Raw genomic sequence first — 20,716 nt, 5'->3', positions numbered from 1 at the left:
GGTGTCTGGCGCTGCGCCGCCGTCACAGGCGGCCGTTCGTCCCTACATCAGACTTCACGCACGTTGATAGGTTCCCCTGCCGCTTGCTTCTTCAGGGTCCGTTTAGTTCTGTCGATGACCTCTCCCGCCAGCTGACCGCAGGCGGCATCAATATCGTCGCCGCGCGTCTTACGCACGATAACGGTAAAGCCATACTCCATCAGCACCTTGGAGAAACGATCGATACGGCTGTTGGAGCTGCGGCCAAAGGGCGCTCCCGGGAAGGGATTCCACGGGATCAGGTTGATCTTGCAAGGCGTATCCTTCAGGCACTCCGCCAGCTGGTGCGCGTGCTCCGTACCGTCGTTAATATGATCCAGCATCACATACTCTACCGTCACTCGCCCCTGATTGGCATTGGACTTTTCCAGGTAGCGGCGAACCGATCCCAGAAACATGTCGATATTGTACTTGCGGTTAATCGGCACGATCTCATCGCGGATAGTATCGTTCGGCGCATGCAGCGAAATCGCCAGCGCCACGTCGATCGTATCGCCCAGCTTATCCAGCGCCGGTACCACCCCGGAGGTCGACAGAGTGACGCGACGCTTGGAGAGGCCAAAGCCAAAATCATCCAGCATAATCTCCATCGCCGGGATCACGTTGGTCAGATTGAGCAGCGGCTCCCCCATGCCCATCATCACCACGTTGGTGATCGGACGATTACCGGTCACTTTCTGCGCACCGATGATTTTTGCCGCACGCCATACCTGACCGATAATCTCCGATACCCGCAAGTTACGGTTAAAGCCCTGCTGGGCCGTCGAACAGAATTTGCATTCCAAGGCGCAGCCCACCTGGGACGAGACGCACAGAGTGGCCCGATCGTCTTCCGGAATATAGACCGTCTCCACCCGCTGATCGCCCACCTGCAGCGCCCATTTGATGGTACCGTCAGAGGAGCGCTGCTCTACCGCCACCTCCGGCGCACGGATTTCTGCCACCTGCTTGAGCCTAGCTCGCAACACCTTATTGATGTCGGTCATCGCGTCAAAGTCATCACAGCAATAGTGGTAGATCCACTTCATGATCTGATCGGCGCGAAACGGCTTTTCGCCCATCTGGACGAAAAACTCGCGCATTTGCCTACGGTCCAGATCGAGCAGGTTAATTTTTTCCGGTGCCGGAGAAGCACACGGCGCGGCGTCAGCAAAAACTGGCGTTACATGAATATCAGACAAGGGAGACTCGATGGCTGTGGCATCGGACGCAGTGCCCGAATGCAATGAAGGATTCTTGGACATAAAATAAACAGGCCTCGTTGTTACACTTTGCGGCTCGTTGCTCCCTACCCTACGGGCGGAGAGGACAGAAACTGGCATACAATAACGCCCCGGAGAAAGCACGGGGCGGCACATTGTACCCACTCTCGCCTACCGATACCATGGCGATAATGCAGTCGGGTGGGATTTTGGCGCGCTGGCATGGCGCTCAGCGGGTGCGCGGGCAGATATCGTCGGCGCTGAAGAAATAGGCGATTTCGCGTTCGGCAGAGGCCGGAGAATCGGAGCCGTGCACTGCATTCTCTGTCAGGCTATCGGCATAGTCGGCGCGCAGCGTACCGGCCAGCGCGCTTTCCGGATTCGTGGCGCCCATAATTTCACGGTTGCGACGCACCGCATCATTGCCTTCCAACACCTGCACCATGATCGGGCCAGAGGTCATGAAGGTCACCAAGCCGTCAAAGAAAGGGCGCTCGCGATGTTCGGCGTAGAAGCCTTCCGCCTGCTCGCGCGTCAGGTGCACCATTTTGGCGGCGACGATCTTCAGACCGGCAGACTCAAAGCGTGCGTAGATGGCGCCGATGGCATTTTTGGCCACCGCGTTTGGTTTTACGATGGAAAAGGTACGTTCTAAGGTCATGTCTACCCCTGTCAGACAGCTTTAATCAACATCCGCGCGGGATTCTACGGCGCAACAGCGACGAAAGAAAGCCACCCGGCCACGCTAACACCATGAGTTATCGAAAGATTTTACTTAAAATTATCTTTACCGATAATACCCTGCCGACCCGTTGCCTGCTGATCTGCGGCACGTACACTGGCAGCTTCGATTATAAGAGGGCGCCGTGGGGTTGACTATGGCAGTTGCGTTAATTTGTTAAAAAAATATGAATATTTTAATACATACTGCAGGGAACCCCACCAGCGGTAGGCAGGATAAGGATTTGGCGGGCTAATGCCCCGTCGCGATGGCATTGCGCAGCCAGCCGCCCCAGCGGCGCTGATACAGCGGCGTCACGTGGGTGCGCAGATAGTCAGCCAGCGGATCCTGCGCATCACGGCGAAGGCAGCAGACGTCGATCGTCTCCTCCAGATCCAGCAAAGCGCTGGCCAAGGTGCCCGCCTCGCGGATCAGCGCCTGATGCGCGGCTTCATCGCTTCCCTCCAGCTCCAGCGCCAGCAGCAGCACCGGCTGCGCATCGCAGGCCAGATCCTGAAAACGCGCCAGCCAGGCACTCCGCACCAGGTTACGCTGACCACACAGGGTGACCAGTCCACTTTGCAGGGCCTCCGGCGTCTGCTCCGCCGGTCCGATACGGATCGCGGCGCCGCCATCGATCGACAGCGTCTGTGGGTGAGCCATGCCACCGCTCTCCAGCAGCATCGCCACCTCCGGCGGGTAGAAGGCCTTGCCCGCCTCCGTGCGGGGATTTAAAAACAGCGTCTCACCGCGGGTCAGGGCGAACAACTCACGGACCGGAAGTGCGTGCCAAGACGTGGGACCATCATCCGTCAGCGCCTGCTGCAGACGCGCCGGCGTAGAGAAAAAGGGGATCACCCGCGTGCCATCCTCCATTTCCCAGTGTTCGATCGCCAGCGTATCGCCGTCCGCCTCCGCTATCTCCTCTCTCCGGGCCGGAAGATAGACCGTCGACGACAGCAGCGCACGGTAAAACAGCGCCAGATAGGCCGGTTCGGCCGCCGCCTGAACCAGGCTGGATTCGAGCCGCTGTTCGGGGGTTTCGTGATGGTGATCGTGCTCATGCTGACGATCATCGTGATCGGGGGGGGTATCGCGGGTACTGGTACTCACCGTCATCTCTCCTATTTCCGTGTTTCCTTGACCGATGCAGGCTCCGCCATTCGGCGGAACCATGATGCCAACGTCAGCAGCGCCCAGCCTGTGTCAACAACAGGCGCGACAGCGTCCGTACGCCAATACCGGTCGCTCCGGCGGACCACTGATCCACCGCCACCTTACGGTAGGTAGCGCTGCAGTCAATGTGTAGCCAGCCCTGCCGGTAGTCAGTGACGAAGTGCGACAGGAAAGCCGCCGCGGTGCTGGCACCGGCCGAGTGCGCCACCCCTGCCACGTTGCTGAGATCAGCAAAGGCGGAGGGCAGTTGGCTACGGTGAAACTCCGCCAACGGCAGGCGCCAGAACAGCTCTTCCTCCTGATCCGCGCTCTCTTGCAGCGCCGCCACCAGCTCATCGTCAAAAGAGAGCAACGCATGGTAGTCGCCGCCGACCGCGGTCTTGGCTGCGCCAGTCAGGGTGGCGCAGTCAATGATCATACGCGGTGCCTGACGCGAGGCATCGATCAGACCATCAGCCAGCACCAGGCGCCCTTCGGCATCGGTATTCATAATCTCAACCCGTTTACCGTTGCGATACGGAATGATATCACCCAGCTTGAACGCATTGCCGCTGACCAGGTTATCCGCGCAGCACAGGTAAAGCTTGACCCGTGCCTGCAGTCCCTGCGCGATCGCCAGCGCCAGGGCGCCGGTCACCAATGCCGCGCCACCCATATCCGATTTCATGGAGTCCATGAAAGCCGTCTGCTTCAGACTATAGCCGCCGGAGTCAAAGGTGATCCCTTTCCCGACCAGGCAGGCCAACACCGGTGTATCAGGCTTGCCGCCCGGATTGTAATCCAGCTCCAGCAACGCCGGCGCGCGCGCAGAGCCTCGGCCAACGCTGTGCAGTCCCATATAGCCCTGCTCGCGTAGATCGTCGCCCTTAATGATGCGGTAGTGAATACTGTCGCAGGCCTGCGCGCACAGCAGATCGACCGCGCGCTGCGCCAGCTGAGTCGGCCCCAGATTTTCTGCCGGGGTATTGATGGTATCGCGCACCCAGTCGATATTAAGCAGCCGACGATCCAGCTCAGCGCGATCGGCGACGCTCAGCGCAGGCCACTGCACATACTGCCCGCCCTTCGGGTTGCGAAAGCCCTGCCAAAACGCCCAGCAGGCGCTCAGGCTCCACGACGTCCCCTGCAGAGAGACCTGCTTCATCCCCTGGGTATCTAGGCGGCGCGCGGCGCGCTGAATCACCCCGTGGTCCAGTGATTCTCCCGCGTGAATGGTCATCCCCTGAGTATCCGCGCTCAGCAGCGCATCGCTGCCCCAGCGCGTATCTGCGGTCTGACTTGATAAATGGACCGACATCAATTCATTGGTCATACGTGTTCTCCCGCTTGCTTCGCGGCCCCCCGCGAACGGACTTCGCGGACGGTCTATAGTAAAAAGCCACCCCTACGGGTGGCTTGCCCAGGCCAACTCCCGCGCCGACTCAACGGTGGGGAGGCCCTTCTCACTCAACCTCATCTAACCAGACCAGCAGGATGGCTTCCAGAATTTTTTCACTGGAGGCTGACGGATCGTCATCGAAATCATCCAGGCTACAGATCCAGCGGTGCAGATCGGTAAAGCGCACACTCTGTGGAGAGACATCCGGGTGCGCGTCATATAGCGCCTCGCCGATGGCGCGGCTATCGTGCCATTTTAGTCCCACCTCAGTGCTCCCGCGCATGGTTAACGGTGTAGCGCGGGATCTCGACCACCAGGTCTTCATCAGTAACCCGTGCCTGACAGCTCAGGCGGCTTTCCGGCTCCAGGCCCCAGGCCTTGTCCAGCATGTCATCCTCCAGCTCGCTGCTCTCAGTAAGGGAGTCAAAGCCTTCTCGGACGATGCAGTGACAGGTGGTACAGGCGCAGGACTTCTCGCAGGCATGTTCGATTTCAATCCCGTTACGCAGCGCTGCGTCCAGGATCGTCTCGCCTTTCTGGGCCTCGATCACCGCCCCATCCGGGCAATGTTCCTGATTGGGCAGAAATACGATTTTTGGCATGTTTATATTTAAACCTCATCCACAGAGTGACCGGCCAGCGCACGGCGAATGGAGCTATCCATGCGCCGCGCGGCAAATTCTTGAGTTTGTGCATCCAGCACCTTGATCGCCGCCTCGATCGCCGACGTCTCGTCACCATCGGCGGCGGCCTGCAGCGCCGTCTGCGCCTGGCGGATTGCCGCCAGCTCCTGTTCGCCCAGCAGAGCACTGTCCTGCTGCAGCGCACCGTGCAGGCTTTCCAGCACCCGCGCGGCCTCCACCTTTTGTTCCGCCAGCATACGTGCGCTGAGATCGCCCTCAGCATTCGCCATGGAATCTTTCAGCATGCCGACGATTTCGTCTTCACTCAACCCGTAGGAGGGCTTCACCTGGATCGCTGCCTGTACCCCGGTAGACTTCTCCATCGCGGTCACGCTGAGCAGCCCGTCAGCATCGACCTGGAAGGTGACGCGAATATGGGCGCCACCCGCCGAAAGCGGAGGAATACCGCGCAGGGTAAAACGTGCCAGAGAGCGATTATCCTGGACCAGTTCGCGCTCGCCCTGCAGCACATGGATCATCATCGCCGTCTGACCATCTTTAAAGGTGGTAAACTCCTGCGCCCGGGCCACCGGGATGGTGGTATTGCGCGGGATCACCTTCTCGACCAGTCCGCCCATGGTCTCCAGCCCCAGAGAGAGCGGGATCACGTCCAGCAGCAGCATATCGGCATCCGGTTTATTGCCGACCAGAATATCAGCCTGGATAGCCGCGCCGATCGCCACCACCCGATCGGGATCAATCGTGGTCAGCGGCTGACGGCCAAAGAAGTCGCCCACCTGCGTCCGCACCAGCGGTACCCGGGTTGAGCCGCCAACCATCACCACCTCCAACACCTCGTCGCGGGTAACGCCGGCATCTTTCAGCGTCCGGTGGCAGGCCAGCAGCGTGCGCTTAACCAGCGGCGCGATCAGCGCATCCAGCTGATCCCGGCTCACCTCACCCTGCCAGTCGCCGACACACACCGTCGTCTCTTGCTGGGTGCTCAGGGCGATTTTTGCCGCGACGGCCGCATCCAGGAAGCGGCGCGCCAGCCCGGCATCGCTACGGTCGCGCAGACCGGCCTGCTCACGCAGCCAGTCGGCCAGCAGGTGGTCAAAGTCATCGCCGCCCAGCGCGGAGTCGCCGCCGGTGGCCAAGACCTCAAACACCCCGCGGCTGAGGCGCAGAATCGAGATATCAAAGGTGCCGCCGCCGAGATCGTAAACCGCGATCACCCCCTCCTGGGCGGAGTCCAGCCCGTAGGCGATGGCGGCTGCGGTCGGCTCATTGAGCAGGCGCAGCACGTGCAGACCGGCCAGACGCGCGGCGTCTTTCGTCCCCTGGCGCTGCGCATCATCGAAATAGGCTGGCACGGTGATCACCACCCCGTCCAGCTCGCCGCCCAGGGCCGCCTGTGCGCGCGCAGAGAGCGCGGCGAGGATGTCGGCGGACACCTGGATCGGGTTGACGCTGCCCGCCGCCGTCGCCAGCTGCGGCATACCGCTCTCGCTGGCGTGCATCTGATAGGGTAAATGCGGATAGCGCGCCTGAACGTCGGCCAGCGAACGCCCCATCATGCGTTTAATCGAGCTCACGGTATTGAGCGGATCGTCGGCAGCCTGCTCACGGGCCTCGGCGCCGACGATATGTCCGCCAGCCTGGTAGCGCACCACCGACGGCAATAGATGGTGCCCCTGCTCATCGGCCAGCGTTTCGGCCTGGCCGCTGCGCACAGTAGCCACCAGAGAGTTGGTGGTGCCCAGATCGATGCCCGCCGCCAGACGACGCTGATGCGGCGCAGCACTCAGTCCCGGCTCACTGATTTGTAATAACGCCATGTTCGCTTCCGTTAATCCGTCAAAAAGGGTTACATCCCCAGCAGCCGCTCTTCCAGCTGTTCGGTCTGCTGCTGGAGCCTGTCCAGAAATCGTAGCTTACGCACGCTGTCCGCCGCCTGCGGCCATGCCTGACAGTCCAGCTCATTTATCATCTGAGCACTGCGCACCTGCACCATTTTAGCGACCTTGTCGGAAAAGCTCATTAACGCCTCATCGGCGTCGGCACGGTGCTCCAGCACCTCCAGCTCCTCGCGCAGGGTCATCTGCTCTATCAGGAAAGCCGTATCGCGCAAGGTCTGCTGTTCATTATTGATGTCAAAACCGTGCAGAGAGAGCAGATACTCGGCCCGCTTGAGGGGATGTTTAAGCGTCTGATAGGCGTCATTGATGGTTGTCGCCTGCTGCATTGCCAGCAGGCGATCGCGCTCAGGCGCGGTGACGAAACGGTCGGGGTGAAACTGACGCTGCAGATCCTGAAAACGCGCAGCGAGCAGGCTGCCATCCACGTCATAGCGTGCCGGAAACCCGAAAAGCGTGAAATAGTCCATGCCGTACTCTGATGCTAATACCGTAAAAGCGGCGTCGCCGACGTCAGCTAATTAAGGAGAGGCGACGCCCGCCGGTGACGTGGGCGCGGGTTAAACGTTAAAGCTCTCGCCGCAGCCGCACTCATTCTTAACATTTGGGTTGTTGAACTTAAAGCCTTCGTTAAGCCCCTCTTTAACGAAGTCCAACTCGGTACCATCGAGGTACACCAGGCTCTTTCCGTCAACGATAACCTTCACTCCTTGATCCTCGAAAACCACATCGTCCTCGTTCAGGACATCGACAAACTCCAGCACATACGCCATGCCTGAACAACCCGAGGTTTTTACCCCCAGACGCAGGCCCAATCCCTTACCGCGATTGGTTAAAAATGTCTGTACGCGCTTTGCAGCGGAGTCGCTCATGGTAATCGACATACAACAACCTCAGTCAAAAAATTCAGGGTGACGGTGACCGGATAGCCGGCCACCGGAGCACGGCGCTTATTCCGCGCTATGCTTGTTTTTATAATCGGCGATCGCTGCCTTAATGGCGTCTTCTGCCAAGATCGAGCAGTGGATCTTCACCGGCGGCAGCGCCAGCTCCTCGGCGATGTCGGTATTCTTGATCTCCGCCGCCTGCTCCAGGGACTTACCCTTGACCCACTCAGTGACCAGCGAGCTGGAGGCAATGGCAGAGCCACAGCCGTAGGTCTTGAAACGGGCGTCCTCAATGATACCCTCATTGTTGACTTTAATCTGCAACTTCATCACGTCACCGCAGGCCGGGGCGCCGACCATACCGCTACCGACGTTGGGATCGCTATTGTCAAAGGATCCGACGTTGCGCGGATTCTCATAGTGATCGATCACTTTATCGCTGTAAGCCATTTATCGATGCTCCTAAAAGGGTGTCCTGGGAATTAATGGGCTGACCATTCGATGGTGCTGATATCCACGCCCTGCTTATGCATCTCCCACAGCGGTGAGAGCTCGCGCAGACGGCCGATGGATTTACGCACCAGATCAATGGCGTAATCGACCTCTTCTTCCGTGGTAAAACGCCCCAGAGAGAAGCGGATGGAGCTGTGCGCCAGCTCATCATTCAGGCCCAGTGCGCGCAGCACGTAGGAGGGCTCCAGGCTGGCGGAGGTACAGGCCGACCCGGAAGAGACGGCCAGATCCTTCAGCGCCATGATCAGAGATTCCCCTTCAACAAAGTTAAAGCTGACGTTCAGGATATTCGGCGCCCCCTGCTCCAGAGCGCCGTTCAGATACACCTCTTCGATGTCCTTCAGCCCGTTCCACAGGCGATCGCGCAGGACGCGCAGACGCAGAACTTCGGTCGACATCTCCTCTTTGGCAATGCGGTAGGCTTCGCCCATCCCAACGATCTGGTGTACCGGCAGGGTCCCGGAGCGCATACCGCGCTCATGGCCGCCGCCGTGCATCTGCGCTTCAATACGTACACGCGGCTTGCGACGGACGTACAGGGCGCCGATGCCCTTCGGACCATAGATTTTATGGCCGGAAAATGACATCAGATCGACCTTCAGTTTGCTCAGATCAATCGGCAGTTTGCCCACACTCTGGGTGGCATCCACATGGAAAATAATGCCACGCGCGTGGCACATCTCGCCGATGGTCTCAATATCCTGAATGATGCCGATTTCGTTATTCACATGCATGATGGAGACCAAGATCGTGTCGTCACGCATCACCGCCTCCAGGGCGTTCAGGTCAATCAGACCATTGGGCTGCGGCGTCATGTAGGTCACCTCAAAGCCTTCGCGCTCCAGCTGACGACAGGTATCCAGCACCGCCTTGTGCTCGGTCTTACAGGTGATGATGTGCTTGCCTTTCTTCTGATAGAAGTTGGCGGCGCCTTTGATGGCCAGGTTATCGGCCTCGGTCGCTCCGGAGGTAAACACGATCTCACGCGGATCGGAACCCACCAGCTCTGCGATATTATTGCGCGCGACGTCTACCGCCTCTTCGGCCTGCCAGCCGAAGCGGTGGGAGCGGGAAGCCGGGTTACCGAATGTACCGTCCAGCGTCAGATACTGCATCATCTTCTCAGCCACGCGCGGATCGGCCGGCGTCGTTGCGGAGTAGTCCATATAAATCGGTAATTTCATTCTTTTGCTCCGTACATCACTTCCAAAAATGATTTGCCTACGGGTGATAATTCAACTCCGTGCCCGCGCTTATGCACGCAGGTTCACGTTAATCGTATCCTGATGCCCGGCAGCGACAACGCTGCGCCGTGCATCAATATCCTGTCGGTCAGCCACATCCATGACTTCCTGATTATTGACCAGCTCCGCCAGCGAAATATTGTTTAGAAAACCGCTGATACGCTCGCTGAGATCGCGCCACAACGTGTGGGTCAGGCAGCGGGTTCCCCCCTGACAGCCCTCTTTCCCCTGGCAGCGGGTTGCATCCACCGACTCATCCACGGCGGTGATCACCGCGCCAATAGCGATCTCACTGGTCTCTTTTCCCAGCAGGTAACCGCCACCAGGACCCCGTACGCTGGCCACCAGACCATTTTTGCGCAGGCGGGAGAACAGCTGCTCCAGATAAGAAAGCGAGATCCCCTGGCGTTCTGAAATATCCGCCAGCGGTACCGGTCCTTCCTGGGAGTGAAGCGCCACATCGAGCATGGCTGTTACGGCATAACGCCCTTTGGATGTCAGTCTCATGGCTAATAGCCCCTTTGGGAAAAAGAGTGAAACACACAGTGTTGCTCAACGGTTTCATCCTCTCATTCCCGACTATTTCAGTCAACTATTTATCCTACTATTTTAGTCAAGTATTATCCGCTTATCAATGCTGTCCATCCGCGAGAAACACGCAGCAATACCAGCCAGCATCCGCGCAAAAATACCCGTGTATTCTACTATGATATAGTCGTTGTCACCGTTAACTTTTGTGCCGTTCTGCGTCGCACTTATCAATTGAGGCCAGTATGCCGCGCAGGATATTCAGCTCCTGCGCCTCCGGGCGGGCGCGGGTGAACAGGCGGCGCAGACGGTTCATAACCTGACCCGGACTCTTCTCACGGATAAAGCCGGTGTGATGCAGCGTCTGCTCCAGATGGGCATAAAAGCGCTCCAGATCGTCTGCCAGAGGATAGGCTGCCTCCTCCACAGCCGGCGCCTTGGCCGCCTGACGATCCAGGTGTGCGACGCGGATTTCATAACTGAGGATCTGCACCGCCATCGCCAGGTTCAGCGAGGTGTACTCCGGGTTGGCCGGGATCTGCACATGGTAATGGCACTTCTGCAGCTCATCGTTGGTCAACCCGACGCGCTCGCGGCCAAATACGATGGCAACAGGCGCATGCTCTGATTCCATGGCGCTGCGCTGGCCGCATTCGCGCGGCTCCAGCATCGGCCATGGCAACGAGCGTGAACGGGCACTGGTGCCCACCACCAGACTGCAACCGACGATCGCGTCATCGAAGCTGCCTACGATGGTCGCGTTGCCGATCACGTCGCTGGCCCCGGCTGACAGAGCAATGGCCTGTGAGTCGGGGCGTACCAGCGGGTTCACAAGATACAGGTTGGTTAATCCCATGGTCTTCATGGCTCGGGCAGTTGACCCCATGTTGCCGGTGTGGGAGGTTTCCACCAGCACGATGCGAATATTGTCCAGCATGCTTACTCATTACACGATTGAATTGATTCTGTGATTTTACCATAAGGCGTTATTAATGGTTTCTATTGATTTATTCACCGCCGAGCAATTCCACAATCAATTGATATAAAACATTATTTATTGTTATTGCCAACGAGTATAAAAACGGCATGGTTGTTTGCCGCACACTTTGCTATACTCTGCGCCGTCTAAATTTCCCGTTCTTTAACATCTAGTGGAAGATTCCCATGCATCCGATGCTGAACATCGCCGTGCGCGCCGCGCGCAAGGCCGGTAACCTGATTGCCAAAAGTTACGAAACGCCCGACTCAATAGAAGCCAGCCAGAAAGGCAGCAATGATTTTGTGACCAATGTCGATCGCGATGCTGAACACCTGATCATCGAGACCATCCGCAAGTCTTACCCCAAGCACACTATCATCAGCGAAGAGTGCGGTGAGCTGCTGGGTGAAGATCACGAGATCCAATGGGTAATCGATCCGCTGGATGGCACCACCAATTTCGTCAAACGTCTGCCGCACTTCGCAGTGTCCATCGCCGTACGTATCAAAGGCCGTACCGAAGTTGCCGTCGTCTATGATCCGATGCGCAACGAGCTGTATACCGCCACCCGTGGTCAGGGCGCGCAGCTCAACGGCTACCGCCTGCGCACCGGCGTTGCCAAAGATCTGGATGGCACCATCCTGGCCACCGGTTTCCCCTTCAAGATGAAGCATCATGCCGCCACCTATATCAAGATGGTCGATAAGCTGTTTACCCAGTGCGCTGACTTCCGCCGCACCGGCTCTGCTGCGCTGGATCTGGCCTACGTCGCCGCCGGCCGCGTGGACGGTTTCTTTGAAATCGGCCTGAAGCCATGGGACTTCGCCGCCGGTGAGCTGTTGGTGCGCGAAGCGGGCGGCCTGGTTACCGACTTTGTCGGCGGCCATGGCTACCTGGCCAGCGGTAACGTCGTCGCCGGTAACCCGCGCGTCGTCAAGTCGCTGCTGGGCGCTCTGCGCGACGAGCTGAGCGATGCGCTGAAGCGTTAATCGCCTGCCCGAAAGGGCACCAATGCGTCATTTTCAACGCCCTGCCGGAACGCCCGCGCAGGGCATTTTGTTTTTACACCCGCCATCGCGCATGAGTCCGACGCAGGCATCCAACGAAGAGCCCTGGACTACCCCCACCCCGGATTTGCTATGCCTAGACGATGTCTCCTTGATCGCCTCAGCGACGACCGACACTGTGGGATGCGCCCGATACCGATTTTGCGGTTATTCACCCGGAGGGAAAACACACATGCAGAGCGATGCCTCGCTACCTGCACCGTGCTCCTGCACGGAACGGTACTGCAATCTGGCGCATCTGTGTAAGCTGCAGCAACAAACGCCCGATGAAGCAGGGCAGAATCTGAGTCATCTGGTCAGCGATATCATGCATTACCACGCCCTGTCCCTGCATATCAGCCGCCATGGCTATCGTCTGCACGACACGGTCTATGAGTGGTTCTCATACCTGCTGCACTGGATACAACGTGCGCGATGCTACTTCCCGGCACCGTTACGCCAGCACAACAGCTGATCGGTATCATGACGCAGTATGCCGCCATACAGCGCCGAGACGGCCAACCGAATTCACTCCTCTCCTGCTGGCTGCTACCGGCCACTACCGCTGGCTACAGCAGAAAGAGGAGTACACCGTTACCGAAACAACTATGCAGCATACATATCAGAGATGTGTTTACGGTCACACTGGAGCAGGAGCAACTATGCGTGACACGGCTTAACCTTGCGCAAGAACCATAGCCACAGTCTGCGGAGAAATGCGCAAGACAAACCCCTTATGCCCGAGGTTGAACGCTACATCGACGGCATAGAGCACGACAGCGACGTACGACTTTCCCAGCGCGAACGGCTGTAGCCCGCCGGTTCGCCCACCTTGGCGCCGCCATTGGGCGCTCGCTGTTCACCATCCGTATCGGCACGCCGCTGACGGTGGAGCTGGCGTCTCATCCCCGCATTATTGGCGCTCCCCGCCGTGCCATCGCCGGGCTGGAGCGACGCTACCATATCCGCTTCTCCCCTGAGGAGCTGAACCTGATCGCCGTCAGTACCGGCACCTGGCTGATGCAGGCCGACGACAGGAGCGACTGACGTAAAAAGCCCGCGCGTAGCGGGCTCGGTAGGGCTGGCAGCCGGTCAGGCATAGACCGGAAGACGTTCACAAAGAGCCAGCACCTTCTGTTTGGTGCAGGCGATCGTGGCCTCATCATGGATATTATCCAACACGTCGCACATCCATCCCGCCAGCTCACGGGACTCTGCCTCTTTAAAACCGCGGCGCGTGATAGCAGGGGTACCGATGCGAATGCCGGAAGTCACGAACGGACTCTGCGGATCGTTGGGCACGCTGTTTTTATTCACCGTAATATTGGCGTGTCCCAGTGCGGCGTCGGCCTCCTTGCCGGTGATCTGCCTGTCAACCAGATCCAGCAGAAATAGATGATTTTCCGTGCCACCGGACACGACCTTATAGCCGCGTTGCAGAAAGACGTCGACCATCGCCTTGGCATTTTTGGCCACCTGCTGCTGGTAACGGGTAAACTCCGGCTCCATCGCCTCTTTCAGAGCGACCGCCTTGGCTGCGATCACGTGCATCAGCGGGCCCCCCTGTGCTCCCGGGAACACGGCGGAGTTCAGCTTTTTATACATCGTCTCATCCAACCCCTTGGCCAGGATCAAGCCGCCGCGTGGACCGGCCAGGGTTTTGTGAGTAGTGGTGGTCACTACGTGGGCATGGGGAATCGGATTGGGATAAACCCCGGCAGCGACCAGACCCGCCACATGCGCCATATCCACAAACAGATAGGCGCCGATGCTATTGGCGATCTCACGCATACGCGCCCAGTCCACGACGCCGGAATAGGCCGAGAAACCGCCGATGATCATCTTCGGACGGTGCCGCTGCGCCTGCGCCGCCAGATCGTCATAGTCGATACGGCCATGCGCGTCGATGCCGTAAGGCACCACGTTATACAGCTTACCGGAAAAGTTAACCGGAGAGCCATGCGTCAGATGGCCGCCGTGCGCCAGATTCATGCCCAGCACCGTATCGCCCGGTTGCAGCAGTGCGGTATAGACGGCGAAATTGGCCTGAGAACCTGAGTGGGGCTGTACGTTGGCGTAGTCGGCGCCAAACAGCGCCTTGGCGCGATCAATCGCCAGCTGCTCGACCTGATCCACATACTGGCAACCGCCGTAGTAACGCTTACCCGGGTAACCTTCGGCATATTTATTGGTCAGCTGGGAGCCCTGCGCCTGCATAACCCGCGGGCTGGTGTAGTTTTCCGAGGCGATCAGCTCAATATGCTGCTCCTGACGCGTCACTTCCTGCTGCATTGCCTGCCACAGCTCGGTATCGTAATCGGCAATGTTCATTTCACGCTTTAACATCCGCTTCTCCTGACTCAGCTAACCGGTTTTGAGTAAATCTGGCCCTCACAGCCAAGACATCCCCACCCCAACGGGCAATCGTCACAGTGTAATATGTTTTTAACTTGTTACAAACACCTCACCCCATTTTTTGCGCAATCGTTTAGCACTCCGTAGTGCAAGGACTTAGACAGATAGGCGCATTGTTGCATTTTTGTGCACACAGCGATGGGCGCGAATAAAAAAACACCATTACCGTAACGCCAATGAGGAACATCGGCAATTATTGATTTACAGCGCCACCAAAAATTATTAAGTTGCATTCTATATGCAATTTAATTGATACCCCCTAGGAGCGCTCATGCTGGACACACAAACCATCGTTATCGTCAAATCCACCCTGCCACTGCTGCAACAGTATGGTCCAGGGCTGACCGCCCACTTCTATCAACGCATGTTCCGTCATAATCCAGAGCTGAAGTCTCTCTTCAATATGAGTCATCAGCACAGCGGCGATCAGCGCGAGGCGTTGTTTAACGCCATCTGCGCCTATGCTGCCCACATTGATACCCCCGCGGCGCTGAGCGGGGCGGTAGAGCGTATCGCTCATAAACACGTCAGCGTTGGTATTCAACCGCAACAGTACGCCATTATTGGCCATCATCTGCTCAAGACACTGGAGGAACTATTCAACCCCGGCAGTGATGTGCTGGATGCCTGGAGCAATGCCTACAGCACGCTGGCACAGCTGTTTATTGCACGGGAGTCCCAACTGTACCAGGGGCTCGCCGGACAGTCCGGCGGCTGGGCGCATCAGCGGGCGTTTGCGATTGCCGACAAACGGGTGGAGAGCGATCTGATCACCAGCTTCACGTTGGTACCGCAGGATGGCGCCCCGATCGCTGACTTCCTCCCAGGGCAATATCTGAGCGTATATGTGCGCCATCCCAGCCTCCCGCGCCAGGCGATTCGTCAGTATTCACTGACCCATGCCCCCAATGGTCAGCATTACCGTATCGCCGTCAAGCGGGAACCTCAGGGCGCCGTCTCCCGCTATCTGCACGACGTCGCCGGTGCGGGTGATACGCTGCACCTCTCAGCCCCCTGCGGCGGGTTTACTCTAAATACGACGCCGGAGACGCCGCTGGCGCTGATCTCGGCAGGCGTCGGTGTGACCCCGCTGCTCAGCATGCTGGATACCCTGAGCCGCCGTGGACAACGCGCTTCGCTGTACTGGCTGCACGCCGCCGATAGCGACCCCGTGCGCGCCTTTGGCGAGGAGAGCGAGCACCTGCTGGCCACCATCCCCCATCATCACGCGCATCTGTGGCTACGCCGCGGCGAACCCACGCAGCCGATCCACGCCCGCTGCCATCGCGGTATGATGGATCTCGGCACCGTGGGCGACGGGCTGCGCGATCCGCACATGCAGTTCTATTTCTGTGGACCGATTGGCTTTATGCAACATGTGGCACGGCAGCTGCTGGCACAGGGCGTCGATGCGGAACGACTGCACTATGAGTGCTTCGGCCCACACAAAATTCTGTGATCCCGCCGACCCGTCCATCCTCGCACCGGTAACGCTGGCGCTGCCGCCCGCGGCGGCTGAGCGGGGAGGGATAAAACAAAAAACCCCGGCTCATTTCTGAGCCGGGGCTTGGAATGTTGGCGGAACGGACGGGACTCGAACCCGCGACCCCCTGCGTGACAGGCAGGTATTCTAACCAACTGAACTACCGCTCCGCGTTGTTCCCGCTTGGGGAACGAGGCGCATATTACGGTCAGCGCCCGACGGCGTCAACCCTTTTTCTCTGCAAGACAATCATTCGCACACATTTTATACTTTGCGATGATTTTTCAGCAAATTTTATCATTTAACTACGCCACAGACAGCTGTCGCCCTTTTTCTGAACCAAATCCAAACGCTGTTCATGAGCTGCCAGCTCCACCTCACTGGCGTACACCACCCGTAGCCCTTTGGCACCGCGTACCACCCGGCGAATTTCCGATGCCTGCGACTGAGAGGCGCCGTCACCATCACTGGAAAACGCAAGCAAAGTCTGGCCTCCGGTCATGATCAGGTAAACATCGGCCAGGATCTGGGCATCCAGCAGCGCCCCGTGCAGCGTTCGCTTGCTGTTGTCTATCTCATAGCGGTTGCACAGCGCATCCAGGCTGTTCCTTTTGCCCGGAAACAGGCGACGCGCCATCACCAGGCTATCGGTGATAGTGCAGAATGTCTCCGTCTTCGGCAGATCGCGCCCCAGCTTGGCAAATTCATAGTCCATAAAGCCGATATCGAACGGCGCGTTATGGATCACCAACTCCGCGCCGCGGATAAAAGCCAGAAACTCATCAGCCACCTCGGCAAAGCTGGGCTTATCCAGCAAAAAGTCATCACTGATGCCGTGTACTGTAAACGCCTCGGGATCCACCAGACGATCCGGCTTCAGGTAAACGTGAAAATTACGACCAGTCAGACGGCGGTTAACCACTTCAACGGCGCCGATTTCAATAATGCGATGCCCCTCATAATGGGCACCCACCTGGTTCATACCGGTGGTTTCCGTATCAAGGACGATTTGGCGGGCGATAGGGATACTCATTTTACTGTGCTCATCGTGTCACTTTATGTCAGACTCACGGTTTTGATCAGAGAGTAGTCTACCAGAGATGTTAAAGCAGGTTGAAATTTTCACCGATGGCTCCTGTCTGGGCAATCCGGGCCCGGGTGGCTATGGCGCCATTCTGCGCTACCGTCAGCATGAAAAAGCGCTCAGTGCCGGCTATCGGCTGACCACTAACAACCGCATGGAGCTGATGGCGGCCATCGTCGCCCTGGAGACGCTGACCAGCGCCTGCCAGGTCGCGCTGTTCAGCGATAGCCAGTATGTCCGTCAGGGCATTACCCAGTGGATCCACGGCTGGAAACGACGCGACTGGAAAACGGCGGATAAAAAACCGGTGAAAAACGTCGATCTATGGCAGCGACTGGATCAGGCCATCGGCCCACATCAGGTGGAGTGGATATGGATAAAAGGTCATGCTGGTCACCCAGAGAACGAGCGCTGCGATGAGCTGGCGCGCCGCGCCGCCGGGACACCGACCCAGGACGACAGCGGCTACACTCCCGGGTAGCCACGCCACCGGGGCCGCTAAACCGGCCGCCGTCTGATCTTTGCCGCGCTACCCAACGCGCGGCGGATACTATGATGCGCCAGCAAGACGCGTTGCGGCGTTAAGGTCAATGGAACGGTACGCTTACGTGCAACGATCAGCATCAGACACCCCATCGCCGGAAAGTGTCGGCTCAGCAGAGAGACGCAGGGATTATGCCAAGGCAACACTTGAAAACGTGACGCCGCCAGCACTTCGTAGTTCAGCAGGTTCAGCCAGTCGATGAGTCGCCCCATACTGAACATACGGCTGCTGTAGGGCAGCCGGCGGCGCAGTCCGGGCACCAGTTTCCCCATCCCCAGAAGGCTCAGCGGACTAAAGCCGCTGATGATAAGCCAACCGTCATCCACCAGTACCCGATCGACCTCGCGCAGCACCCGGTGCGGATCGTGGGAGTAGCCCAGGGTGTGAGCCAGCAGGCAGGCATCCACCGACTTCGCGGCAAACGGCAGATGCGCGGGCTCAGCGATCACCTGTAAATGCTCTCCCTCCGGTGCCACACTCACCTGATGTGATATGGTACAGCGGTCCGTTGCCAGATCGGTGCTCAGCGTCCCCAGCTTCAGCAAATGGTAGCCAAACAGCTTTGGCCACCACGGCGTTAAACGCAGCTCCAGCGCGGCCCGGTAGTGGAGTCCCCACGGGATTTGCCGCCAGGTAAAAGGCGCGTTTAGCGTGCGCATGCTCAGTGCCGGTCTCATCGTCACCTCTGACTTTGGAGTAGATAACATCATGGATCTTATCGGTCTTCCTACCCTACAGGATAACTACATCTGGCTGCTAATCAATCCGCAGCATCAATGTCTGATCGTCGATCCCGGCGTCGCCGCGCCGGTTTTACACTATTTGACAGAGAATAGGATAACCCCTAAAGCCATCCTGCTGACGCACCATCATAATGACCACGTTGGCGGTGTTGCAGAGATCGTCCAGGCCTACCCTGAAATGCCGGTTTACGGTCCGGCAGAAACACAGGGACAGGGGTGTACCCAAGTCGTAGCCGATAACGATACGCTCTCCCTGCTAGGGTGCCAGATTTCTATCATGGCTCTGCCGGGACATACGTTGGGCCATATGGCCTACTACAGCGCTCCGTACCTGTTTTGCGGCGATACGCTATTCTCCGCTGGCTGTGGGCGCCTGTTTGAGGGCAGTGCGCAGCAAATGTTTGACTCGTTACAGCGCATTATACAACTTCCTGATAACACATTGGTGTGCTGCGCTCACGAATATACTGAGTCAAATCTACGGTTTGCACGGCATGTATTACCCAAAAACAGGGAAATAGAAACATATCAGCAACACGTAACGATATTGCGGGCAAAACAGCAACCTACGGTGCCTTCAACGCTACGGATTGAGATGGAAATAAATCCATTCTTACGCTGTTATGATTATGATTTGCAAAGGAATGTGGGTTTTCCTACGCAACCTAATGAGATTTGGCGAGTTTTTGCCTGTCTACGCAACATGAAAGACAGTTTTTAAAGCTTTTTCTTGTGTTGTGCAGTCAAGCAACGTATTATTGCTCGTCTTTTAATCAACAGCGACGCACACATGAAGGCTAAAGCGATAATCTTCGCCTCCGTGTTGTTGGCTGGCTGTCATGGGGTGTCCCAGTCACAGCCGGAACAATATGCACAGAGTTTGTCTTCTGTCAGTCGAAATGAAGCAGGACAGCCCTCGGGCACACGAGCGACCTCCGCGCGATGGTTAAGCGACAGCAATACCCTCGCGCAGGATGGTTTATGGGGCTTCATTCGTGACGACATGAAGATAAAGGTTCCGAACAATACCCGGATCCGCGAGCAACGAAACAAGTATTTACGCAATAAGAGCTATCTCCACGATGTAACATTACGGGCAGAGCCGTACATGTACTGGATTGTCGAGCAGATTAAGAAACGTAATATGCCGATGGAACTGGTACTGCTACCCATAGTGGAGAGCGCTTTTAATCCGCATGCAACGTCATCGGCCAACGCCGCAGGGCTATGGCAGATCGTGCCTCAAACGGGTCGTAACTACGGACTGAAACAGAACCAGTGGTATGATGGCCGCCGGGATATCGCCGCCTCGACAACGGCTGCGCTGGATATGATGCAGCGTATGAACAAGATGTTCGACGGCGACTGGCTGCTAACCCTTGCTGCATTCAACAGTGGCGAAGGGCGCGTTATGCAGGCGATCAAGGCCAACAAGCGCAAAGGGCGCCCGACCGACTATTGGTCTCTCTCCCTGCCGCGTGAGACGGCGCTGTATGTACCAAAGGTGCTGGCGCTGAGCGATATCATCAAGCATAACCAGCGCTATGGTATCAAACTGCCTAAGTCGAGTCAGGAACGGGCGCTGGCACGCGTTGACGTCAGTCAGCAGATGCAGCTTAGCCAGGCCGCCGAGATGGCCGGGATGTCGCTGACCAAGCTGAAGTCGTTCAACCCTGGATACAAGCGTAACGTTACCGCACCGAGTGGGCACGGCCCGCGCTATATAATGGTGCCTCAGGCCCACGTCGATCGACTGAAGGACTCGCTGGCAGAGCGAGAAATTGCCGCGATCCAGCCGGATACTGAGCTGGCGAACCATCGCAGCACGTCGACTTATCGAGTACGCAACGGCGATACACTGTCTGGTATTGCCCGTCGCCTAAACATGACGCAGAAAACGCTGCTGAGCATGAATAATATGGGCAGCCGCAGCATCCTGAAAGCCGGACAGACTCTAAAGGTCGCGACAGGTGCGAAAGGAACGGCACTGGCGGACAATACCATCACCTATAAGGTGCGGAAAGGGGACTCACTCTTCAGCATTGCACGCCGCCACGGCGTCGATATTGATGATGTAATGCGTTGGAACAGCAGGGTTAACGATAACGGCCAGATCCAGCCGGGGGACTTGCTGACGTTGTATGTGAAAGATAAGCAAGACGGCAATAGTTGACGTTTTCCTGCACAAAAAAAGA

General features: G+C 57.9%; 23 protein-coding genes and 1 tRNA gene. 7 read left to right on the top strand and 17 right to left on the bottom strand.

Going from position 1 to position 20,716, the window contains the following annotated elements:
- Positions 1-47 precede the first annotated feature (47 nt).
- The 13 genes from rlmN to trmJ all read right to left on the bottom strand — a co-directional run bounded on the left by rlmN (position 48) and on the right by trmJ (position 11,164).
- Positions 48-1,220 carry a dual-specificity RNA methyltransferase RlmN gene (rlmN, locus tag EIEH_RS14835; protein ID WP_015872410.1) on the bottom strand — a complete coding sequence of 391 codons (1,173 nt, stop codon included), beginning with the start codon at positions 1,218-1,220 and terminating at the stop codon, positions 48-50.
- A gap of 250 nt (positions 1,221-1,470) precedes the next feature.
- Positions 1,471-1,902, bottom strand: coding sequence for a nucleoside-diphosphate kinase (ndk, locus tag EIEH_RS14830; RefSeq protein WP_015872411.1), 432 nt, complete (start codon positions 1,900-1,902; stop codon positions 1,471-1,473).
- Between the two features lie 312 nt (positions 1,903-2,214).
- Positions 2,215-3,081, bottom strand: a complete 867-nt coding sequence (locus tag EIEH_RS14825; protein WP_035610113.1) for an enhanced serine sensitivity protein SseB C-terminal domain-containing protein — start codon at positions 3,079-3,081, stop codon at positions 2,215-2,217.
- Positions 3,082-3,148: 67 nt separating this feature from the next.
- Positions 3,149-4,450, bottom strand: coding sequence for an aminopeptidase PepB (pepB, locus tag EIEH_RS14820; protein ID WP_015872414.1), 1,302 nt, complete (start codon positions 4,448-4,450; stop codon positions 3,149-3,151).
- Positions 4,451-4,580: 130 nt separating this feature from the next.
- Positions 4,581-4,781 (bottom strand): Fe-S cluster assembly protein IscX, encoded by a 201-nt coding sequence (gene iscX, locus EIEH_RS14815; RefSeq protein ID WP_015872415.1) that lies wholly within the window; start codon positions 4,779-4,781, stop codon positions 4,581-4,583.
- Position 4,782: 1 nt separating this feature from the next.
- Complete coding sequence (gene fdx, locus EIEH_RS14810) at positions 4,783-5,118, bottom strand: ISC system 2Fe-2S type ferredoxin (protein WP_015872416.1); 336 nt, start codon at positions 5,116-5,118, stop codon at positions 4,783-4,785.
- A gap of 8 nt (positions 5,119-5,126) precedes the next feature.
- Positions 5,127-6,977 carry a Fe-S protein assembly chaperone HscA gene (hscA, locus tag EIEH_RS14805; protein WP_015872417.1) on the bottom strand — a complete coding sequence of 617 codons (1,851 nt, stop codon included), beginning with the start codon at positions 6,975-6,977 and terminating at the stop codon, positions 5,127-5,129.
- 29 nt (positions 6,978-7,006) lie between these two features.
- Positions 7,007-7,525, bottom strand: a complete 519-nt coding sequence (gene hscB / locus EIEH_RS14800; RefSeq protein WP_015872418.1) for a co-chaperone HscB — start codon at positions 7,523-7,525, stop codon at positions 7,007-7,009.
- 90 nt (positions 7,526-7,615) lie between these two features.
- Positions 7,616-7,939 carry an iron-sulfur cluster assembly protein IscA gene (iscA, locus tag EIEH_RS14795; RefSeq protein WP_015872419.1) on the bottom strand — a complete coding sequence of 108 codons (324 nt, stop codon included), beginning with the start codon at positions 7,937-7,939 and terminating at the stop codon, positions 7,616-7,618.
- Between the two features lie 66 nt (positions 7,940-8,005).
- The gene (iscU, locus tag EIEH_RS14790; protein WP_012849638.1) at positions 8,006-8,392 is read right to left on the bottom strand and encodes a Fe-S cluster assembly scaffold IscU; all 387 of its coding nucleotides are present in this window, start codon (positions 8,390-8,392) and stop codon (positions 8,006-8,008) included.
- Positions 8,393-8,424: 32 nt separating this feature from the next.
- Positions 8,425-9,639, bottom strand: a complete 1,215-nt coding sequence (locus tag EIEH_RS14785; RefSeq protein ID WP_015872420.1) for an IscS subfamily cysteine desulfurase — start codon at positions 9,637-9,639, stop codon at positions 8,425-8,427.
- 69 nt (positions 9,640-9,708) lie between these two features.
- Positions 9,709-10,206, bottom strand: a complete 498-nt coding sequence (iscR, locus tag EIEH_RS14780; protein ID WP_015872421.1) for a Fe-S cluster assembly transcriptional regulator IscR — start codon at positions 10,204-10,206, stop codon at positions 9,709-9,711.
- A 220-nt stretch (positions 10,207-10,426) separates the two neighbouring features.
- Positions 10,427-11,164, bottom strand: a complete 738-nt coding sequence (gene trmJ, locus EIEH_RS14775; RefSeq protein ID WP_015872422.1) for a tRNA (cytosine(32)/uridine(32)-2'-O)-methyltransferase TrmJ — start codon at positions 11,162-11,164, stop codon at positions 10,427-10,429.
- A 227-nt stretch (positions 11,165-11,391) separates the two neighbouring features.
- Here trmJ and suhB point away from each other — a divergent pair, with 227 nt between their 5' ends.
- The 3 genes from suhB (at position 11,392) to EIEH_RS19835 (ending at position 13,299) form a co-directional block, all read left to right on the top strand.
- A complete protein-coding gene (gene suhB / locus EIEH_RS14770) occupies positions 11,392-12,195 on the top strand; it encodes an inositol-1-monophosphatase (protein WP_015872423.1) in 804 nt (267 codons plus the stop codon).
- Between the two features lie 250 nt (positions 12,196-12,445).
- Positions 12,446-12,727, top strand: a complete 282-nt coding sequence (locus tag EIEH_RS19840) for a hypothetical protein (RefSeq protein WP_015872424.1) — start codon at positions 12,446-12,448, stop codon at positions 12,725-12,727.
- Positions 12,728-13,140: 413 nt separating this feature from the next.
- Positions 13,141-13,299 (top strand): hypothetical protein, encoded by a 159-nt coding sequence (locus EIEH_RS19835; protein ID WP_015872426.1) that lies wholly within the window; start codon positions 13,141-13,143, stop codon positions 13,297-13,299.
- Between the two features lie 45 nt (positions 13,300-13,344).
- On the opposite strand, the gene glyA is transcribed toward EIEH_RS19835, so the two are convergent.
- Positions 13,345-14,598 carry a serine hydroxymethyltransferase gene (gene glyA / locus EIEH_RS14760; RefSeq protein WP_015872427.1) on the bottom strand — a complete coding sequence of 418 codons (1,254 nt, stop codon included), beginning with the start codon at positions 14,596-14,598 and terminating at the stop codon, positions 13,345-13,347.
- Positions 14,599-14,938: 340 nt separating this feature from the next.
- On the opposite strand from glyA, the gene hmpA reads away from it, so the two are divergent.
- Positions 14,939-16,126 carry an NO-inducible flavohemoprotein gene (hmpA, locus tag EIEH_RS14755; RefSeq protein ID WP_035610110.1) on the top strand — a complete coding sequence of 396 codons (1,188 nt, stop codon included), beginning with the start codon at positions 14,939-14,941 and terminating at the stop codon, positions 16,124-16,126.
- A 117-nt stretch (positions 16,127-16,243) separates the two neighbouring features.
- Here hmpA and EIEH_RS14750 read toward each other — a convergent pair.
- A tRNA-Asp gene (locus EIEH_RS14750) sits at positions 16,244-16,320 on the bottom strand.
- 131 nt (positions 16,321-16,451) lie between these two features.
- Positions 16,452-17,183, bottom strand: a complete 732-nt coding sequence (dnaQ, locus tag EIEH_RS14745; RefSeq protein ID WP_015872429.1) for a DNA polymerase III subunit epsilon — start codon at positions 17,181-17,183, stop codon at positions 16,452-16,454.
- Between the two features lie 67 nt (positions 17,184-17,250).
- Between dnaQ and rnhA the strand changes: the two genes are divergently transcribed.
- A complete protein-coding gene (rnhA, locus tag EIEH_RS14740; protein ID WP_015872430.1) occupies positions 17,251-17,715 on the top strand; it encodes a ribonuclease HI in 465 nt (154 codons plus the stop codon).
- A 17-nt stretch (positions 17,716-17,732) separates the two neighbouring features.
- Here rnhA and EIEH_RS14735 read toward each other — a convergent pair whose 3' ends face one another.
- On the bottom strand, positions 17,733-18,455 hold the full coding sequence (locus tag EIEH_RS14735; RefSeq protein ID WP_015872431.1) for a methyltransferase domain-containing protein: 723 nt from the start codon (positions 18,453-18,455) through the stop codon (positions 17,733-17,735).
- A 31-nt stretch (positions 18,456-18,486) separates the two neighbouring features.
- On the opposite strand from EIEH_RS14735, the gene gloB reads away from it, so the two are divergent.
- Both gloB and mltD read left to right on the top strand, forming a co-directional pair.
- A complete protein-coding gene (gloB, locus tag EIEH_RS14730) occupies positions 18,487-19,242 on the top strand; it encodes a hydroxyacylglutathione hydrolase (protein ID WP_015872432.1) in 756 nt (251 codons plus the stop codon).
- Positions 19,243-19,311: 69 nt separating this feature from the next.
- On the top strand, positions 19,312-20,694 hold the full coding sequence (mltD, locus tag EIEH_RS14725; RefSeq protein WP_035610108.1) for a murein transglycosylase D: 1,383 nt from the start codon (positions 19,312-19,314) through the stop codon (positions 20,692-20,694).
- Positions 20,695-20,716 lie beyond the last annotated feature (22 nt).

This window comes from Edwardsiella ictaluri ATCC 33202, from assembly GCF_000264785.1.
In the GTDB taxonomy this organism is placed as follows: Bacteria; Pseudomonadota; Gammaproteobacteria; order Enterobacterales; family Enterobacteriaceae; genus Edwardsiella; species Edwardsiella ictaluri.
This window is presented reverse-complemented; position numbering and strand designations above follow the sequence as displayed.

Excerpts from the sequence above, each read along its gene's own strand:
- ndk (WP_015872411.1), bottom strand. The coding sequence starts at position 1,902 with ATGACCTTAGAACGTACCTTTTCCATCGTAAAACCAAACGCGGTGGCC.
- EIEH_RS14825 (WP_035610113.1), bottom strand. The coding sequence starts at position 3,081 with ATGACGGTGAGTACCAGTACCCGCGATACCCCCCCCGATCACGATGAT.
- pepB (WP_015872414.1), bottom strand. The coding sequence starts at position 4,450 with ATGACCAATGAATTGATGTCGGTCCATTTATCAAGTCAGACCGCAGAT.
- fdx (WP_015872416.1), bottom strand. The coding sequence starts at position 5,118 with ATGCCAAAAATCGTATTTCTGCCCAATCAGGAACATTGCCCGGATGGG.
- hscA (WP_015872417.1), bottom strand. The coding sequence starts at position 6,977 with ATGGCGTTATTACAAATCAGTGAGCCGGGACTGAGTGCTGCGCCGCAT.
- hscB (WP_015872418.1), bottom strand. The coding sequence starts at position 7,525 with ATGGACTATTTCACGCTTTTCGGGTTTCCGGCACGCTATGACGTGGAT.
- iscA (WP_015872419.1), bottom strand. The coding sequence starts at position 7,939 with ATGTCGATTACCATGAGCGACTCCGCTGCAAAGCGCGTACAGACATTT.
- iscU (WP_012849638.1), bottom strand. The coding sequence starts at position 8,392 with ATGGCTTACAGCGATAAAGTGATCGATCACTATGAGAATCCGCGCAAC.
- EIEH_RS14785 (WP_015872420.1), bottom strand. The coding sequence starts at position 9,639 with ATGAAATTACCGATTTATATGGACTACTCCGCAACGACGCCGGCCGAT.
- iscR (WP_015872421.1), bottom strand. The coding sequence starts at position 10,206 with ATGAGACTGACATCCAAAGGGCGTTATGCCGTAACAGCCATGCTCGAT.
- trmJ (WP_015872422.1), bottom strand. The coding sequence starts at position 11,164 with ATGCTGGACAATATTCGCATCGTGCTGGTGGAAACCTCCCACACCGGC.
- suhB (WP_015872423.1), top strand. The coding sequence starts at position 11,392 with ATGCATCCGATGCTGAACATCGCCGTGCGCGCCGCGCGCAAGGCCGGT.
- EIEH_RS19840 (WP_015872424.1), top strand. The coding sequence starts at position 12,446 with ATGCAGAGCGATGCCTCGCTACCTGCACCGTGCTCCTGCACGGAACGG.
- glyA (WP_015872427.1), bottom strand. The coding sequence starts at position 14,598 with ATGTTAAAGCGTGAAATGAACATTGCCGATTACGATACCGAGCTGTGG.
- hmpA (WP_035610110.1), top strand. The coding sequence starts at position 14,939 with ATGCTGGACACACAAACCATCGTTATCGTCAAATCCACCCTGCCACTG.
- dnaQ (WP_015872429.1), bottom strand. The coding sequence starts at position 17,183 with ATGAGTATCCCTATCGCCCGCCAAATCGTCCTTGATACGGAAACCACC.
- rnhA (WP_015872430.1), top strand. The coding sequence starts at position 17,251 with ATGTTAAAGCAGGTTGAAATTTTCACCGATGGCTCCTGTCTGGGCAAT.
- EIEH_RS14735 (WP_015872431.1), bottom strand. The coding sequence starts at position 18,455 with ATGAGACCGGCACTGAGCATGCGCACGCTAAACGCGCCTTTTACCTGG.
- gloB (WP_015872432.1), top strand. The coding sequence starts at position 18,487 with ATGGATCTTATCGGTCTTCCTACCCTACAGGATAACTACATCTGGCTG.
- mltD (WP_035610108.1), top strand. The coding sequence starts at position 19,312 with ATGAAGGCTAAAGCGATAATCTTCGCCTCCGTGTTGTTGGCTGGCTGT.